The sequence below is a fragment of the Providencia sp. PROV004 genome (genome assembly GCF_011045615.1).
GTDB classification, from domain to species: domain Bacteria; phylum Pseudomonadota; class Gammaproteobacteria; order Enterobacterales; family Enterobacteriaceae; genus Providencia; species Providencia rettgeri.
Window position 1 is genome coordinate 4,426,722 of the sequence record NZ_CP042859.1, and the last position, 17,561, is coordinate 4,444,282.

The window sequence follows — 17,561 nt, forward strand, 5'->3', positions numbered from 1 at the left end:
AAATGAAAATTCGACCTGTTATATCCCCTAAATAATTCAAGTGACATGTAGGCGGCAAGCGACGATATCCCTAGGAGCATACTGAAGTATGTGACTAGGGTAGCTGAGCGATGCCAACACCCATGTAGCTTGAAGAATGACGGGGATACCTTAATTACCGTTGCGCGTCAGTCTTGGACTTACACCAAGTTCCCTAAACCACAGCCATTATCGTAAGTTGAATAGTTATGAGTGTCTACGGATGGATAATGAAAACTGGACATCTTCGCCGCATTCCCTACAATTTCGCTCCTGATACGAATTTATTACTGTTTTATGGAGCCAAACATGCCAAACACCTTGCACACTGACGACTACGAACAACAGCTCGTAGAAAAAACGGATCGCTTAAAGGCGATGATGGCTCCTTTTAACGCACCTGAACCTGAAATTTTTTCATCACCAAAGTCGCATTACCGGATGCGCGCTGAATTTCGCGTCTGGCACGATAATGACGATTTATTTCATATTATGTTTGATAAGGAAACTAAAGAAAGGATCCGTGTTGACCAGTTTCCTGTCGCAAGTCAGTTAATTAATGACATGATGGCAGCGTTATTGCCGTTAATTAAGCAAAATGAATTACTTCGTCATAAATTATTTCAAATTGATTATTTATCAACGCTAAGTAATAAGCTGATTGTTTCGCTGCTTTACCATAAAAAACTCAGTGAAGAGTGGGTTGCTGAGGCAAAAGCCTTAAAAGCCGTTTTAGTTGAACAAGGCTTTGATGTGCAGTTGATTGGCCGAGCGTCAAAAACAAAAATCATGTTAGATAATGATTATGTTGATGAAGTATTACCGGTAATGGGTAAAAATATGGTGTATCGCCAAGTCGAAAATAGCTTTACGCAACCTAATGCACAGGTCAATATCAAAATGTTGGAATGGGCAATTGGGGCAACACAGAATTCGACGGGGGATTTATTAGAACTTTACTGCGGAAATGGAAACTTTTCATTGGCATTAGCGCAAAACTTCGAGCGCGTATTAGCCACTGAAATTGCAAAACCTTCCGTGGCTGCGGCTCAATATAATATCGAAGCCAATAATATTGAAAATGTACAAATTATTCGTATGTCTGCAGAGGATTTTACCCAAGCCATGCAAGGTGCTCGTGAATTTAGGCGCCTAGAGGGTATTTCTTTAGCAGACTACCAGTGCAATACCATTTTCGTTGACCCGCCTCGCAGTGGTTTAGATGCAGAAACAGTGAAGCTAGTTCAGGGTTATGACCATATCCTATATATTTCGTGTAACCCAGAAACGCTATGCGATAACTTAGTTGAGCTGACTAAAACGCATAAAATAGAGAAATTAGCCTTATTCGACCAATTTCCGTATACCCATCATATGGAAAGTGGGGTATTACTGAGCCGCTATTAGTTGGCTGAAAACTCGGTTATTAAAAGCAAAAACGCCGCATTTTACTGCGGCGCCTTATTAATAGAAAAGTCGTCTAAACTTAGTTTTCGACTTCTTGCTCAAGTGCCAGCTCCGCTTTTTCTTTCTTACGTGCTTTCCAGCTTGAGTACATCCACAATGCGATAATGACAATAAAGGTTGCTGGGATAAAGTTAGAGCCTATTTCAGGGTTTTGAACGCGTAAAATCGCGGCATAACCAAATAGGCCAATAAAAAAACTACCAGCAACAAATTTTGGCAACCCCATCGGCATGGCTTGATGTAAATAGCGCTGGTGTAAACAATACGCAGCCAATATTAGGGTTAAAATTGGAAAAAATGAAAAGTCGACCAACGAGTTAAACAGCGTTGAAAACGTCCCATGGGTTGCAAGGCCAATCACAAAGGCTAGCAATAATGTGCTTCTTTCATAACTTTTTTGATCCGTCATTGATTCTCCTTATTATTTAGTAAGGTCTGGGTCAGTTTGATTTTGTTTTTCCTGTTCCCGGCGGTACCAGTAATAGGCGCCTTTCGCGATCATTCTTAACTGTAATACCAGCCGTTCTTCGAGATTCCTGCGTTTTTCTTCATCAATGTCTAGCGCTTCCGCTCCTGCGCTAAAGACAATCGTTACCATGGCCTCGGCTTGCATTTCAGTAAAATGGCGAGGCATACGGCTTTCAAGTTCAAGGTAATCGGCCAATTCCGCAATAAAATGTTGAATTTCCCGAGCGACCGCTGCACGAAACTCCGCAGATGTTCCCGAACGCTCCCGCAATAATAACCTAAAGGCATTAGGGTTATTACCAATAAACTCCATAAAAGTTGAGACTGATGTACGGATCACACTCCCGCCTTTTGCAATACGCTGTCTTGCTTGGCGCATTAGCTGGCGTAACATCAAGCCACTTTCGTCAACCATCGTCAGCCCAAGTTCATCAACGTCCTTGAAATGACGGTAAAATGAAGTCGGTGCAATCCCAGCTTCACGTGCAACTTCCCGTAAACTGAGGCTAGTAAAGCTCCGTTCAGCGCTTAATTGGCTAAATGCGGCTTCGACGAGTGAACGCCGAGTTTTTTCTTTTTGTTTTGCTCTAATGCCAATTGTGTTGCTCACGGTGATCCTAATTTCTTATCATGGAAGGTCAATGTAATAAGTATTACTCTTCGCCTAGCATACCTGAAAATAATTAAACTGTTTTGGAGAAAAAACGACTATCGCTGCAATTTACTCATTTTCAGAATTTAACTTAGCCTTTTTTCAATTAGTTTTTTAACGCTGATATACTACCAACCTTTCACTAAACAATACTTCAGCAAACCCCTACTTTATGAACCCATGAATTATATTTAGGTATTTTTCTGAGGCTCTTGAACTAAAATATTTTCTCCTAAGAATTTCAAATTGAGATAAGGCGACAAAACAAGCGAACTCCTGAAAGTATATATAAGTATGTGACTAGAGTAAGCGAATGTCGCCAACGTTGTATCGATTTGAAAGACAGCGAGGAAATTAGGTGAAATAACCAACTAATGATAACATCTTGTTGTCATTTTGTTTTAGAGCAGGTCTTACCTCATGCAACTTACCCATTTTGATGCAATAGTCATTGGTTCCGGTCCTGGTGGTGAAGGCGCCGCCATGGGGCTAGTGAAACAAGGAAAAAACGTTGCTGTTATAGAACGTTATAATAATGTCGGCGGAGGCTGTACCCACTGGGGAACCATTCCCTCAAAAGCCCTCCGTCATGCTGTTAGTCGTATTATCGAATTCAACCAAAACCCGCTTTATAGTGATAACTCCCGTAGCTTAAGCTCCTCTTTCTCCGAAATTCTACGACATGCTGAAACGGTAATTAGCCAACAAACACGCATGCGCCAAGGATTTTACGAACGTAATGGTTGCCAAATGTTTTCGGGTGAAGCCACCTTTATCGATGAACAACATATCAGTGTCCGCTACGCGGATGGAAGTTGTGATGTTTTAAGTGCAGATAAAATCGTCATTGCCACTGGCTCTCGTCCATACTGCCCTTCTGACGTTGATTTCAACCATTCTCGAATCTACAACAGTGATACTATTCTCAACCTAACCCATGAACCTCGCCATGTGATTATTTATGGTGCAGGTGTTATCGGCTGTGAATATGCATCTATTTTTCGTGGGTTAGGGGTTAAAGTTGACTTAATCAACACCCGTGATCATCTCTTGGCCTTTCTTGACCAAGAAATGTCAGATGCCTTGTCGTATCATTTTTGGAATAGTGGTGTTGTTATTCGCCATAATGAAGAATATGAAAAAATCGAAGGGGTTGAAGACGGCGTTATTGTTCACCTGAAGTCAGGTAAAAAAGTCAAGGCAGACTGTTTACTGTATGCGAACGGAAGAACCGGTAACACTGATAGCTTAGGCCTGGCTAATGTCGGGATCGAAGCAGATGGCCGCGGTTTAGTTAAAGTCAATAAAGCGTATCGCACCACTAATGAACATATTTATGCTGTTGGTGATGTCATTGGCTACCCAAGTTTGGCCTCTGCAGCTTATGACCAAGGCCGAATTGCAGCCCGAGCCATTGGGGGTAGTTTAGGTAATGCGCATTTAGTGGAAGATATTCCAACAGGGATTTATACCATTCCTGAAATTAGTTCAGTTGGTAAAACAGAACAAGAACTGACCGCAATGAAAGTGCCTTATGAAGTTGGCCGGGCACAGTTTAAACATTTAGCACGTGCACAAATCGCAGGTATGAATGTCGGTAGTTTGAAAATATTATTCCATAGAGAAACATTACAGATATTAGGCATTCACTGTTTCGGTGAGAGAGCGGCTGAAATTATCCATATCGGCCAAGCTATCATGGAACAAAAAGGTGAAGGTAATACTATCGAATATTTCGTCAATACGACGTTCAATTACCCGACGATGGCGGAAGCTTTCCGTGTTGCAGCTTTAAATGGTTTAAATCGACTCTTTTAATTATTGAGTGATTAATGGTTGCCAATAATCTGGCAACCATCATCAACTAAAAAAATAATATTGGTAGCTTAACCCTAAACTCTATTTTTATAATAGTTATCCATTGAGTTATAGATGGTCTCCGCTAATTGTTCATAGCGCCCACGTAACGGTGAACCCGGGCGATAAACTAATACGATAGTTCGTTTCGGTTCAGGTTCAATGCAATTTAAATAACATACCCCATCACGACAAACTTCATTTGGCACCGATAAATCAGGTAAAAGTGTAATTCCACTTCCTGCTGCCACCATATTTCTTAACGTTTCTAAGCTCGTTGCCCTGAAGTGTGTATCTTCTTTAGCACCCGCTTGGAAGCAAAAGCCCATTGCTTGGTCACGTAAACAGTGGCCATCTTCTAACATTAATAGTTTTTCACCTGACAATTCACTCATTTCAATCGTATCACGATCATGCCATGGGTGACTCTCATAGATAGCCAATTTCATGGGTTCTTCAAATAACGGTACAACAATGAAAGGGTCTGTTTCTTTTACTTCCGCAAGAATGGCACAATCTAATTTACCACTGTCTAACTGAGCTAATAATTGCTGAGTTTGCGCTTCATGCAAATAGATTTCTAATTTAGGGTGAGCTTGGTGCAATTGCGGAATAATATGAGGTAATAGATACGGCGCAACCGTTGGAATTAAACCAATATGTAATGGCCCTGACATGCTTTCCCCTTGGAGGGCTGCCATTTCTTGTAATACTTTAATTTCACGCAAAATAGTACGGGCTTGCTCAACCAATAACAAACCTTGTTGAGTAAAAAGAACTTTACGGCTAGTTCTTTCTAGCAACATCACGCCAAGTTCTTCTTCTAATTTACGAATTTGGCCACTAAGAGTAGGTTGGCTAACATGACAAGAATCCGCGGCACGTCTAAAGTGTTTATGTTCGGCGAGTGCGACGAGGTACTCTAAATCTCGAATATTCATATTTCTTTTCCTTTCGTGAATTCTCTGTCAAACCAAAGATAGATAATACCAATCACTATATCGATATTGTTTTGTTTTATCTATTGATAAATTGAAAAATAGGGGGAAAACCTCATTTTTTGAAGGATACACGCAATATAATGAAACAAAGTGTAATATTTAGAAATAAAATGTATCTCATTCCTGACTCTTCAACAGAGAGAATAGTTAATTAATGATTAAATTCATTTACCATTAGCATTTCAATATAACATTCCTAATAAAAGCATTAACCGTGTTTTTTTAGAATAAAATTTCAATAAATTACATCCTAACGTTGCCAAGTAAAATCCCAACATTCTCCTCAAAAAATATAGACTATTTGTGTCATTAATTCACATAATAGATAAAATCAACTTTATTTTAACATTTAGTGAATATCACTAAAATAACTAAATTATTAGAATTTAATATGTATTTAGTCACACTTCATCAGTTTTGAATTAATTAAAACATACAAATATTTATTATATTCATCTCAAACAAAAGAAACATTTTGTTATCTTTCCTTTCACTCTCTATTAAAGTTTGTAAGTTTTTATATAAAAGTAAATGTAAATTGCAGCCTAATTTTGTTAAATTTTATTTTAATCACTATTACAGATTGATAACAACAGAAAATCACTAGAGAATCCAACTATAAAAAACTAACAGAAAACACAAATAATAAAACAAAACACTGCAAATTTCTTAATGCACAGTCTTATTAACCACCAAAATACAAATGGATAACTTTAAATTACAATGAGAGTAATTTTGTTTTCTTTATATTTTTAAACATTTCCTTTTTTAATTTTACACCTAAATAGTGTTTTTAAATTTATAATTCCCACATCAAAAACACCAAGGAATATCAGTTCATTATTATTATTCTTATTTAATCGCACACAAATCTAATTTAAACATACAGCAAGTTGATTAATCAAAAATCAATGACGGGATACTATTATGAAAAATTTATTAACAAAAACTCAAAAATTTGGCCTTCGTTCACTCTGTGTATTGTTACTCGCTACAACCGCATCTATTCATGCTTATGCAAGTAATGACCAACAAAATGGGGTTATTCATTTCTCTGGGGCAGTCGTATTTCCGTCTTGCTTTAATGAAGTGACCGACAATCATGTCACACTGAATTGCTTAAATAACCAATCTGATATGGTTGCCAGCAAAATAAACTTGAATGATGTTGCAAATACTCAAGGTTGGAAGGTAATCAATGAAGGTAGAGGAGAGTATTCATATAACTGGGTGAATGAAGAAAAACAACTCGGAATGCTAACCATTAAATATATTTAAAAACAAACGCGTTATGGGAATCGGGGTAGTCATACTACCCCCCATTTTTTCTTCTACAACTAATCACAGTTCTAATCGTTTTTTTGCTTCCACAATAGCACTTGCCACTTGCTTCTGAGATACCCCACCTTTTGCTAACCGCTTATCTAAACAAGATTGTAGCGATAAAATTTCATAGACATCCAACTGAATAGTGTCACTGAATTTTTGCAAATCACTGAGAGCCATTTCTTCTAAAGCTTTACCTTGCCCAATTGCTGCAACAACCGCTTCACCCACGATATGATGCGCTTCGCGGAATGGAACACCTTTAGCAACGAGGTAATCAGCAAGCTCAGTTGCATTGGCATAACCTTGCTTCGCCGCATCTTCACAACGACTACGGCGAATTTGAATACCATCAAGCACCAACGCAGCCATATGCATGCAATCTAACCAAGTATCTAATGCGTCGAATAACCCTTCTTTGTCTTCTTGCATATCTTTGTTATACGCAAGAGGCAATCCTTTAAGGGTCATCATCATACCTGTTAGCGCCCCTTGGACACGCCCACATTTTCCGCGGATTAATTCCAATGCATCTGGGTTTTTCTTTTGTGGCATTAATGATGAACCTGATGTCACTTTGTCTGATAACTCGACAAAACCAGCTTCACCACTATTAAAGAAAATTAAATCTTCAGCAAAGCGGGATAAATGAACCATACCAATACTTGCGTTGGATAATAGTTCAAGCACGTGGTCTCTATCTGAAACGGTATCCAAGCTATTACGCGTTGCCGAAGCAAAACCTAACCATGATGCCAACTGCTCACGGTCGATATCATAAGCCGTGCCTGCTAATGCCCCGCATCCTAATGGGCTGACATCTAAGCGTTTTAGTGTATCTTTTAAACGGCTTTCATCACGAGCTAACATTTCACTGTAAGCTAAGCACCAATGTGCAAAAGTGACAGGCTGGGCACGTTGTAAATGCGTATAACCTGGCATCACGGCATCTTGATTATTTTCCGCAGTCAGCACCAATGCTTTTTGTAGCTCTGTTACCGCTTCAAGTAGCAATGCAACTTGGTCTTTACACCACAGTTTTAAATCTGTTGCGACTTGGTCGTTACGGCTACGGCCTGTATGCAATTTTTTACCTAAATCACCGACTTTATCAATCAGTTGACCCTCAACCCAGCTATGAATATCTTCTGCGTCACTTTGCAGGATAATTTCAGGGTTATCTTGTACTTCTTTAAGTAAGGCATTTAGTGCTTGTTCTAAAGTTTGTTGTTCGCTATCAGACAATACACCAACTGTTACCAGTGATTTTGACCATGCGACTGAGCCGATAATATCTTGTTGCGCCAAGCGATAATCGAAACGCAGTGAATCATTAAACTGTTTAAACCGTTGATCTGCTTGCTGACTAAAACGTCCACCCCAAAGTGCCATAACTAATCCCTACCTGATTGATAAAATAAGTTTTTAACCCCGACAGCGGTCTTGGCTGCCGGGGGACTACTATTTGATTTATTTCGCTTTGTTTTGTTCTTTCAGCGCACGGATACGTGAAGATAGCGAGTAAAGACGAATAAACCCACCTGCATGACTGTGGTCATAAACTTCATCTTCACCGAATGTGGCAAACTCTTCTGAATACAAGCTCTTATCTGCTTTTTTCTGAATCGCAGTCACTTGCCCTTTATATAATTTCAGAACAACTTCACCTGTCACATCTTGTGCTAATGACTCCGCAGCAGCTTGTAATGAATGACGTAATGGTGCAAACCAGCGCCCGTCATAAACCACATATGACATTTCTAAACCGAGTTGCTCACGCCATTTGTAGCTGTCACGGTCAAGAACCAGTTGTTCAATACCACGTAGAGCAGCCATCATAATGGTGCCTCCCGGGGTTTCATAACAACCACGAGATTTCATACCGACTAAACGGTTTTCAACGATGTCGATACGACCCACTCCGTGTTTTGCACCTAAAGTATTTAATGTTTCTAAACAACCAAGTGGGGACAATGCTTGCCCATTCACCGAAACGACTTCGCCATGTTTAACACCAACGGTAACCAGTTCAGCTTCATCAGGTGCATCTTGCGGGTCGACAGTCCATACCCAACAATCTTGGTTTGCCGCATTCCATGTGCTTTCTAATACGCCACCTTCAGTAGAAATGTGCCATGCGTTTTCATCACGACTATAGATTTTTTCTAAGCTGGCTGTTGTTGGAATATTACGTTCTTTCAGGTAATCGAGCAGTGCTTCACGGGAACGTAAGTCCCACTCACGCCATGGTGCAACGACTTGTAACTGTGGTGCTAATGCCGTATAGGTGCTTTCGAAACGCACTTGGTCATTACCTTTACCTGTTGCGCCATGGGCAACAGCATCTGCCCCTACTTTTAAGGCAATTTCGACTTGCGCTTTAGCTATAATTGGGCGAGCCATTGACGTACCTAATAAATAGCTACCTTCATATAATGCACCTGTTTTTAATACAGGGTAAATATACTCTTTGATGAACTCTTCGCGTAAATCCACTACGTAGCATTCAGATGCACCTGATTGCAGGGCTTTTTTCTCAACGCCCACTAAATCTTCACGGTCTTGCCCCACATCCGCAACGAAGGCCACGACTTCGCAATCATCATAGTTTTCTTTTAGCCATGGAATAATTGCTGATGTATCCAGACCACCTGAATATGCTAATACAATCTTTTTAATGCCCTTTTTCATAACATACCTATCCGCTCAATTAATATTGTTATTCCATGGCTCATTTATGATGCCAAGATCCGTGTTCCGATTGCTGTTCCATTAAACAGTTCGGGAAGTTGTTCTGCATGACGCCAGCTTGCGATATCCACAGAACGTTGCAAGGCTGCCGCAGCGTCTAATGCTGCATTGACCTTCACAATCATTCCGTCAGTAATAATTCCCTGTTCAATTAACTTTTGCGCTTTTTGCGTCGTCATTTCATCAATTTTTTGGCCTTTACCATCCAAAATACCGCTCACATCGGACAATAAGACCAGATCTGCGTTTAATGCTTGGGCGATAGCGGTTGCGGCTTGGTCCGCATTCACGTTCATCAACTCACCTTTTGGTGTGATACCAATAGAGCTGATAATGGGTAAATAACCCGCCCCCAACAATAATTTCAATAATTTTACATCACCAGGTTTAGCATTACCGACATGGCCTAATTCTTCGTTTAGTTGCGTCACCGTGGCACTTTGGCCATCACCGAGAGAAAGACCTACTGCCGAAAGTTGATACTTCGTTGCCCATGCCAATAATGTTTTATTCGCAGTGCCTGCTAATGCCCCCGTAATAATATCGATTTGGTCTGCTGGCGTGACTCGCAACCCTTGCTTTTTAACCACGGGTAATTGCAGTTTTTGCATCAATTCATCAACTAAACAACCACCACCATGCACAATCACCAATTCGCGTTGATGAGCTTGCCGATAGGTTTGGATAGCTGTAAATAATTTTTCAAGCGCTTCGATGCTATCAAGTAACACTCCGCCCAATTTAATCACTAAGGGTTGCATGGGGTTAATCCTTCTTAAAGTAAAGACTGAGTTTCAGCAAAACCAAAACGAATATTCATGCACTGAACGGCTTGTGCTGCTGCACCTTTAAGTAGGTTATCTTCTGTACCCACTAAAATCAGGTGTTCACCTTTCAATACATAGCCAATATCACAAAACGGCGTACCGACTACCGATTTCAATGCAGGAACACCTTTTTCATATAACCGCACTAATGGTTTATTTTGATAGGCATCTTTAAACGTTTGTGTGATTTTTTCTGCCGTCACACCCGTTTTTACTTTGCAAGTAATCGTTGCCAGAATGCCTCGAGAGAAATTACCCAAATGCGGTGTAAAAATAACCTCTCTCCCTAAATGAGTCGCGATTTCTGGCTGGTGACGATGCGTAAAGAGGCCATAAGGTTGCAAACTCACCTCACAAAAGCTGTTGGTCATTGAGGCTTTACGGCCTGCACCGGAAACACCGCTAGTGGCATTAATGACTGGCCACATAGCTTCATCCAGTAAATCTGCTTCAATCAATGGCTTAAGTGCTAATTGGGAAACCGTTGGGTAACACCCTGGTACTGCAATCAATTGTGCTTGATGAATTTTATCAGCCTGCCATTCTGCTAAACCGTAAACTGCTTGCATTAGCCATTCAGTATTTGTATGTTCAAAGCCATAGTATTGCGTATAAAACGCAGGATCTTGAACACGATAAGCACCGGATAAGTCGAACACTACGCAGCCCGCTTCAAGAAACTGAGGTGCAATGTCATGGCTCACTTCATGTGCCGTGGCAAGGAAAACAACATCAATACCTTTCGCTGCTTCCGCGACATCGGTTAATGGCAGAACGGGAAGGTCGATGATGCCTTTATACTGAGGGTGTAAATCAGAAAAACGTTTATTTGCATCCGCACTTTGCTTCGATACCATCAATCCTTGAAGATTAACTTCCGGATGGCGTTGCAAATAAGCGGCTAATTCTGCTCCAGTATAGCCACTGGCCCCGATAATGAGTGTGTTCAACATATGCTTTCTACCTTGTACTCATGACCCAAACAGTTTAATGTGTATTTTTATTCAAATAAAGTGCATGAATATTGATACTATTATGGATAAAGGCTGTCAACAGTGAATATTAAATTACCTGCATTTATTGAGATTTATCGTCAATTAATTGCCATTCCGTCGATTAGTGCGACTGATTCTCATTTGGATCAGAGCAATAAAGCTCTGGTGGAACTTCTCGGTGGATGGCTGGAGACGTTAGGTTTTTCGGTCAACATTCAACCTGTACCGGAAACGCGTGATAAATATAATTTGCTTGCATCCATTGGCGAAGGAAATGGTGGGTTGATGCTATGCGGTCATACCGATACCGTGCCCTTTGATGATGGGCGTTGGAGCAAAAACCCATTCGAACTAACTGAACATAATGGCAAACTCTACGGGCTTGGTACCGCTGATATGAAAGGCTTCTTTGCTTTTATTATTGATGCGTTACGCGATATGGATTTAAAGCAACTCAAACGCCCACTGCATATATTAGCCACAGCAGATGAAGAAACATCGATGGCTGGTGCGCGTTATTTTGCAGCCAGTACAACATTAAGACCAGATTTTGCAATTATTGGCGAGCCAACATCGTTACAACCGATTCGCGCGCACAAAGGGCATTTATCAAATGCTATCCGCATTACTGGGCAATCGGGGCACTCTAGTGACCCAGAACGTGGCGTCAATGCAATTGAATTGATGCATGAGTCTATTTCCCACCTAATGGACTTACGAAATACGTTAAAAGAACGATTTAACAACCCTGCATTTGTCATTCCCTACCCGACGATGAACTTTGGTCATATTCATGGTGGTGACGCAGCCAACCGAATTTGTGGTTGTTGTGAATTACATATGGATATTCGTCCGCTACCTGGGTTAACTTTGCAAGATTTAGATGAACTACTTAATGAAGCTCTTGAGCCGGTTAGTGCCCGTTGGCCAGGTCGCTTGACGGTTGAATCCATGCATCCGCCGATCCCTGGCTATGAATGCCCAACGGACCACAAAATGGTCGCAGTGATTGAGCAATTGTTAGGGCAAAAAGCAGATACCGTGAATTACTGTACTGAAGCACCGTTTATCCAAGAGCTCTGCCCAACGTTGGTTCTTGGCCCTGGTTCTATTGAACAAGCACATCAACCTGATGAGTTTATTGATATGCGCTTTATTGAGCCTACTCGCCAATTAATTAGCCAAATGATTGAGCACTTCTGTTTCACTGAGTAAATCTGACTAGTCATAGATTCAAGCGCGACACTGAAAAGAGTCGCGTTTTTTTATCATGAATTATTTTCCTGTTGCCTTTGAAAAAACCTCAGCGTCATAATTTAATTTAAGTATTGACTATTGATACCGATCTGGTAATTTCTTTTAGACGTCTAAACGTATAGACGCACAAATGGATATAATAACGTACAAAAAATAGTTGTCTGCAAATTGCGAGGTTACGGGGTATGAGCTTTTTTCACGCAAATCAGCGCGAAGCGCTAAATCAAAATTTAGCTGAGTTAGATGGCCAAATTAATGTTTCATTTGAATTTTTCCCACCTCGCAGTGAAGAGATGGAGCAGACACTATGGAAATCTATTGATAGGCTCAAAAACCTGAAACCTCAATTTGTCTCCGTGACTTATGGTGCGAATTCCGGTGAACGTGATAGAACGCACAGCATCATCAAAGATATTAAAGATAAAACCGGTTTAATTGCCGCCCCTCACCTAACTTGTATTGATGCAAGCCCTGATGAACTGAAAGCCATTGCTCGTGACTATTGGAATAATGGTATTCGTCATATTGTTGCTCTGCGTGGTGATTTACCTGACAACAGCCGTAAACCAGATATGTATGCCGTTGATTTGGTTGAGTTGCTAAAAGGTGAGGCGGATTTTGATATTTCTGTCGCTGCCTACCCTGAAGTCCACCCAGAAGCCAAAAGTGCTCAAGCCGATTTAATTAGTTTAAAAAAGAAAATTGATGCGGGTGCTAACCGTGCAATTACTCAATTTTTCTTTGATGTTGAAAGCTATTTACGTTTTCGTGACCGCTGTGTCGCAACTGGCATTGATGTGGAAATTGTACCGGGGATCTTACCGGTCTCTAACTTTCGCCAACTTGAGCGCTTTGCTAAACTGACTAACGTACGCATTCCTGCGTGGATGAGCAAAATGTATGAAGGATTAGACGATGACCCAGAAAGCCGTAATCTTGTCGGTGCATCCATTGCCATGGACATGGTTAAAATTCTTAGCCGTGAAGGCGTAAAAGATTTCCACTTTTACACATTGAACCGTTCTGAGCTCACCTATGCTATCTGCCATACTTTAGGCGTTAGGCCTTAGCCCCTCAATGTCGTGATATATTTTTAAAAGTACATCACGACATTGCTTTATGAAAGTTTCCTAATTCCACTTAGTTAAACTCATTGAAACCGAAAAATTCCAACAATGAGTATTAAATATGAAAGTTGAGTCCAATATCTCTTCGGTGAATACTTCACCATCCACCTCGATTAAAACAGCCGCATTCCCTACTGGATCATTTGAACAACGGGATGTCGTGATTATTAATCCCTATATGAATGGAGGTGGGGATAAAGCACTGGGTAATAAAGTCGCAAACATTGCATTAAATGATGGCTGCAGAGTATCCATAATTTCAATGAATGCTGACGATATTGCAAAAATGGACTGTCGTAATTTGTCGTTAAATGACCCCACTTTTAATTCAATTGACCAATTGAGAAATCCATTACTTATTATTACTCCAATTAGCACACTGGAATCTCAACAAATTGAGTTTTGCATCACGCGGCTATGTCAATATCTTGATTTTAACAAACAAAAAGTAATGATCCTTGATGAAATGGATGTCCTTCCTCAAGACAGTAAACTACGAGAATGTATAAAGCACCTATATCATAATGGGTTTAAAAATATCCACGCTTATAACTTAGGGTTAAATAATGGGATAGGTTATTTAGCAACAGAACAGAAACAGATAGATAATATTAAACACCGTTTCAGATATGAGTTATCCAACTTAATGGATAGTTATAATTTATCGTTAGCAAAAGATACCCACCACTATTTAGCCTATCTCAGTGCTGAACCTGTGTACCGGCAAGCCAAGCTCCCCATGCACAGTGCACAATTGTTCATAACTAATAAACTTATAGAGACACAGCATGATAATAAAGATACAAATTTTATTATTGTGATACGCCAGCTAGCCAATTGCTATCGTGATAATTTCAATATAGAAGAATTTGTTAGGCATACAAAACACTACTTTGACGGTAAAGAAACTGTTTCCTCAGCCATACAAGAAATACTGACAAAAAAAGAAGCAGGGAAATTTGGTTCGCCAATGTTATTTTCAAAAGCACAATTATATCTTGCAGATACAGAACAAGGGAAATTAGAAAAACTTTTTGAGCTTAAAGGTACTGGAAACCGACAAATTAATATTGTTGTAACTGAATCCCTCCCCAAAAATATTTTTGAGGATTTCATGTGCTTGGCTGATTCCGGCATGATGAGCGGTGATCAGTCACTTAGTGAGTATTTATCCTTAAAAAACGCCGTGCCTTACTACGACATGCAACCATGGAAAGAGGGAGTTGCTGATGGCTTAATCAAGTATGCAGAACAACATGGAACCAAAGATACTATGGTTTCTAAAATCAGTGGTTACAAACTTAATGGCGGCACTAGGGCTTTCTATTTAAATGCAACCCAGTATATTCCACCGACTCCAGAACAATTAGCTCAAGAAGAGGCAACTAATAAGAAAATTGCTAGCTTAAAAGCCAATGGTAAAATTCGTGAGTTCATCACGCCAAAAAAAGAATGGAAAAGATGGGATCAGTAGAAAGCAAGTCACTAATCGAGCAGAAGGCGGGATCACTCCGCCATCCTTTCACACCAATGTATGTACGGCTCCGTATATGGCGGTTCCTATCTATATTGAAATAAATCCAATACATGAATCTGTTTCGTTCATTGTGCCTACAAGCCGCTCAGAAAGCATATGTGATTTGTCGCTCGTGATATGCTATTGGTTAGCTAGCACTACTTTAGTTAGCTTAAAAATAAAGATCATCAATTATCCGGAACTGGCTATTTATATTTATTGTTTACAAAAGAGCTTCTATTTTTTACAAAAATACATTGACGTGATATCGAAACTGATTAGTTTTCCGACCCACATATCCATAATAAAACCAGTGTTATTATCTTCTATATTCAAGTTTATCTTACCGCAATAAATATATTTAACGGTTAATGGTATAAATTAATTTTTAATATAATGAAAATTATAGCTTAAATATTAACCACAAAATTTAACATTACTGAAATATTAAATCCCCACAAATAATCATGTATTTCTCCTACAATTATCGCCCCATGCAAAATCAAATAAAAATAGCTAAAAAGCTAAATTCATAGAAATAAAAACCATAAAAATGTAATAATTCAGTTAAATTATGCAGTTTTTAGTATCATCTTATAAACACAAATCACCCTTTGATAAAATTATCTATCAAAAAAACAATCGCAAACCATCATTCACTCCACTATTACTTTCTAATTATGACATTTTTCATTAAATTATCTTTTTTATTTGAATGCTTTTGAATTTTTCAAAAGTCAGCGTATATTTAATATTGAGCTCAAAATTAATACTATTTAATTACCACATGGTTATTGAGGAATTAAGAAATGAGTAATAATGCATTAAATTCAAAACACAATGGAATGGATGATGTCTACGCATCATTAGAATTATCCAAATCATTACCAAAAACCAAATTTCCATTGAAAGAACAAGCACCACGTAATGTATTTAGTGCAGTACGCGATGAATTAATGTTAGATGGGAATTCACGCCAAAACTTAGCGACATTCTGCCAGACATGGGTAGATGATGAAATTCGTGATTTGATGGATTTGTCTATCGACAAAAACATGATAGACAAAGATGAATATCCACAAACGGCGGAAATTGAAAACCGCTGTGTACATATGTTAGCAGATTTATGGAATTCACCAGATGCAGAAAATACCCTTGGTTGTTCAACCATCGGGTCCTCAGAAGCTGCAATGCTTGGTGGGCTCGCGTTAAAATGGCAATGGCGCAAAAAACAAGCCGCTAAAGGGAAACCGACTGATAAACCCAACTTAATTTGTGGCCCAGTTCAAATCTGTTGGCACAAATTTGCCCGTTATTTCGATGTTGAACTCAGAGAGATTCCACTTGAAGGCGACCGCCTTATCATGACACCGGAAGAGGTGCTCAAACGCGTCGATGAAAATACCATTGGTGTGGTCCCAACGCTTGGGGTGACATTTACCTGCCAATATGAGCCCGTCAAAGCCGTACATGATGCGCTCGATAAACTGCAAAAAGAGACTGGATTGGATATCCCTATCCATGTGGATGGTGCGAGTGGCGGGTTCTTAGCCCCATTCTGTGCGCCAGACTTAGAATGGGATTTCCGCTTACCACGCGTAAAATCCATTAATGCATCCGGCCATAAATTTGGTTTAGCCCCATTAGGCGCTGGCTGGGTAATTTGGCGTGAAGCCAAAGATCTCCCAGAAGAATTGATTTTTAATGTGAATTATTTAGGTGGCAACATGCCAACATTCGCACTCAATTTCTCTCGTCCTGGTGGCCAAATCATTGCTCAATATTATAATTTCTTGAGACTAGGTCGCGAAGGCTATGCAAAAATCCACAACGCTTGCTACGCAACCGCACAATATCTCAGCCGTGAAATTGAAAAATTAGGGCCATTTGAAATGATTTTTGATGGTGATAGCCAAACTGGTATCCCGGCATTAGCCTGGAAACTAAAAGAAGGCACAACCACCAGCAAATATTCCCTCTATGACATCGCAGACAAACTGCGTAGTCGCGGCTGGCAAGTTCCCGCCTATTCCATGCCAGCAAACCGTGAAGACCTTGTTATTCAACGTATTCTAGTACGTCATGGTGTTAGTTTAGATTTAGCGGCATTACTGATTGATGACTTCAAACGTACTTTAGAATATTTCGATAAGCACCCCGTCAATCAACCGCTAACGGAAGAAGAAGGCGGCGGCTTTAATCATAGTTAATTCTTTTATTCATGATTGTGTTGTTAACGAGCCAAAGAGCTTTAGGTTCTTTGGCTCCTACTGAGATCCGCCCAGCAAAGGCTGATTGT

15 protein-coding genes are annotated in these 17,561 nt (G+C 39.9%); 8 read left to right on the forward strand and 7 right to left on the reverse strand.

Going from position 1 to position 17,561, the window contains the following annotated elements; all coding sequences use genetic code 11:
- The first annotated feature begins 90 nt into the window (after nt 1–90).
- Together FVA69_RS21875 and trmA are read left to right on the forward strand one after the other, a co-directional pair.
- Nucleotides 91–216, forward strand: coding sequence for a hypothetical protein (locus tag FVA69_RS21875; RefSeq protein WP_421667221.1), 126 nt, complete (start codon nt 91–93; stop codon nt 214–216).
- A gap of 111 nt (nt 217–327) precedes the next feature.
- Nucleotides 328–1,425 (forward strand): tRNA (uridine(54)-C5)-methyltransferase TrmA, encoded by a 1,098-nt coding sequence (gene trmA / locus FVA69_RS20555; protein WP_109912975.1) that lies wholly within the window; start codon nt 328–330, stop codon nt 1,423–1,425.
- Between the two features lie 79 nt (nt 1,426–1,504).
- Here trmA and FVA69_RS20560 read toward each other — a convergent pair whose 3' ends face one another.
- Both FVA69_RS20560 and fabR read right to left on the reverse strand, forming a co-directional pair.
- A complete protein-coding gene (locus FVA69_RS20560; RefSeq protein WP_004907104.1) occupies nt 1,505–1,894 on the reverse strand; it encodes a YijD family membrane protein in 390 nt (129 codons plus the stop codon).
- A gap of 12 nt (nt 1,895–1,906) precedes the next feature.
- Nucleotides 1,907–2,563, reverse strand: coding sequence for an HTH-type transcriptional repressor FabR (fabR, locus tag FVA69_RS20565; protein ID WP_109912974.1), 657 nt, complete (start codon nt 2,561–2,563; stop codon nt 1,907–1,909).
- A gap of 462 nt (nt 2,564–3,025) precedes the next feature.
- Between fabR and sthA the strand changes: the two genes are divergently transcribed.
- Entirely contained in the window at nt 3,026–4,423 is a 1,398-nt protein-coding gene (sthA, locus tag FVA69_RS20570; RefSeq protein ID WP_004907101.1) for a Si-specific NAD(P)(+) transhydrogenase, read from the forward strand.
- 74 nt (nt 4,424–4,497) lie between these two features.
- On the opposite strand, the gene oxyR is transcribed toward sthA, so the two are convergent.
- Nucleotides 4,498–5,403 carry a DNA-binding transcriptional regulator OxyR gene (oxyR, locus tag FVA69_RS20575; protein ID WP_004907100.1) on the reverse strand — a complete coding sequence of 302 codons (906 nt, stop codon included), beginning with the start codon at nt 5,401–5,403 and terminating at the stop codon, nt 4,498–4,500.
- Nucleotides 5,404–6,390: 987 nt separating this feature from the next.
- Between oxyR and FVA69_RS20580 the strand changes: the two genes are divergently transcribed.
- Nucleotides 6,391–6,741 (forward strand): hypothetical protein, encoded by a 351-nt coding sequence (locus tag FVA69_RS20580; RefSeq protein ID WP_004907098.1) that lies wholly within the window; start codon nt 6,391–6,393, stop codon nt 6,739–6,741.
- Between the two features lie 63 nt (nt 6,742–6,804).
- On the opposite strand, the gene argH is transcribed toward FVA69_RS20580, so the two are convergent.
- From argH to argC, 4 genes are all read right to left on the reverse strand, one after another.
- Entirely contained in the window at nt 6,805–8,181 is a 1,377-nt protein-coding gene (gene argH / locus FVA69_RS20585) for an argininosuccinate lyase (protein WP_004907096.1), read from the reverse strand.
- Between the two features lie 78 nt (nt 8,182–8,259).
- A complete protein-coding gene (locus FVA69_RS20590; RefSeq protein ID WP_004907093.1) occupies nt 8,260–9,480 on the reverse strand; it encodes an argininosuccinate synthase in 1,221 nt (406 codons plus the stop codon).
- Between the two features lie 44 nt (nt 9,481–9,524).
- Nucleotides 9,525–10,301, reverse strand: a complete 777-nt coding sequence (gene argB / locus FVA69_RS20595) for an acetylglutamate kinase (protein WP_164529263.1) — start codon at nt 10,299–10,301, stop codon at nt 9,525–9,527.
- A 14-nt stretch (nt 10,302–10,315) separates the two neighbouring features.
- Nucleotides 10,316–11,320 carry an N-acetyl-gamma-glutamyl-phosphate reductase gene (gene argC / locus FVA69_RS20600; RefSeq protein ID WP_004907086.1) on the reverse strand — a complete coding sequence of 335 codons (1,005 nt, stop codon included), beginning with the start codon at nt 11,318–11,320 and terminating at the stop codon, nt 10,316–10,318.
- A gap of 102 nt (nt 11,321–11,422) precedes the next feature.
- Here argC and argE point away from each other — a divergent pair, with 102 nt between their 5' ends.
- The 4 genes from argE to FVA69_RS20620 all read left to right on the forward strand — a co-directional run bounded on the left by argE (nt 11,423) and on the right by FVA69_RS20620 (nt 17,472).
- Nucleotides 11,423–12,577, forward strand: a complete 1,155-nt coding sequence (gene argE / locus FVA69_RS20605) for an acetylornithine deacetylase (protein WP_164529264.1) — start codon at nt 11,423–11,425, stop codon at nt 12,575–12,577.
- A 227-nt stretch (nt 12,578–12,804) separates the two neighbouring features.
- A complete protein-coding gene (gene metF, locus FVA69_RS20610; RefSeq protein ID WP_164529265.1) occupies nt 12,805–13,689 on the forward strand; it encodes a methylenetetrahydrofolate reductase in 885 nt (294 codons plus the stop codon).
- A gap of 118 nt (nt 13,690–13,807) precedes the next feature.
- Nucleotides 13,808–15,220 (forward strand): hypothetical protein, encoded by a 1,413-nt coding sequence (locus tag FVA69_RS20615; RefSeq protein WP_117163004.1) that lies wholly within the window; start codon nt 13,808–13,810, stop codon nt 15,218–15,220.
- Nucleotides 15,221–16,071: 851 nt separating this feature from the next.
- A complete protein-coding gene (locus tag FVA69_RS20620; protein ID WP_004907076.1) occupies nt 16,072–17,472 on the forward strand; it encodes a glutamate decarboxylase in 1,401 nt (466 codons plus the stop codon).
- The last annotated feature ends 89 nt before the right edge of the window (nt 17,473–17,561 follow it).

What these genes read in the sequence shown, in the direction of transcription:
- trmA (WP_109912975.1), top strand. Translation starts at nt 328, where the DNA reads ATGCCAAACACCTTGCACACTGACGACTACGAACAACAGCTCGTAGAA.
- FVA69_RS20560 (WP_004907104.1), bottom strand. Translation starts at nt 1,894, where the DNA reads ATGACGGATCAAAAAAGTTATGAAAGAAGCACATTATTGCTAGCCTTT.
- sthA (WP_004907101.1), top strand. Translation starts at nt 3,026, where the DNA reads ATGCAACTTACCCATTTTGATGCAATAGTCATTGGTTCCGGTCCTGGT.
- oxyR (WP_004907100.1), bottom strand. Translation starts at nt 5,403, where the DNA reads ATGAATATTCGAGATTTAGAGTACCTCGTCGCACTCGCCGAACATAAA.
- FVA69_RS20580 (WP_004907098.1), top strand. Translation starts at nt 6,391, where the DNA reads ATGAAAAATTTATTAACAAAAACTCAAAAATTTGGCCTTCGTTCACTC.
- argH (WP_004907096.1), bottom strand. Translation starts at nt 8,181, where the DNA reads ATGGCACTTTGGGGTGGACGTTTTAGTCAGCAAGCAGATCAACGGTTT.
- FVA69_RS20590 (WP_004907093.1), bottom strand. Translation starts at nt 9,480, where the DNA reads ATGAAAAAGGGCATTAAAAAGATTGTATTAGCATATTCAGGTGGTCTG.
- argB (WP_164529263.1), bottom strand. Translation starts at nt 10,301, where the DNA reads ATGCAACCCTTAGTGATTAAATTGGGCGGAGTGTTACTTGATAGCATC.
- argC (WP_004907086.1), bottom strand. Translation starts at nt 11,320, where the DNA reads ATGTTGAACACACTCATTATCGGGGCCAGTGGCTATACTGGAGCAGAA.
- metF (WP_164529265.1), top strand. Translation starts at nt 12,805, where the DNA reads ATGAGCTTTTTTCACGCAAATCAGCGCGAAGCGCTAAATCAAAATTTA.
- FVA69_RS20615 (WP_117163004.1), top strand. Translation starts at nt 13,808, where the DNA reads ATGAAAGTTGAGTCCAATATCTCTTCGGTGAATACTTCACCATCCACC.
- FVA69_RS20620 (WP_004907076.1), top strand. Translation starts at nt 16,072, where the DNA reads ATGAGTAATAATGCATTAAATTCAAAACACAATGGAATGGATGATGTC.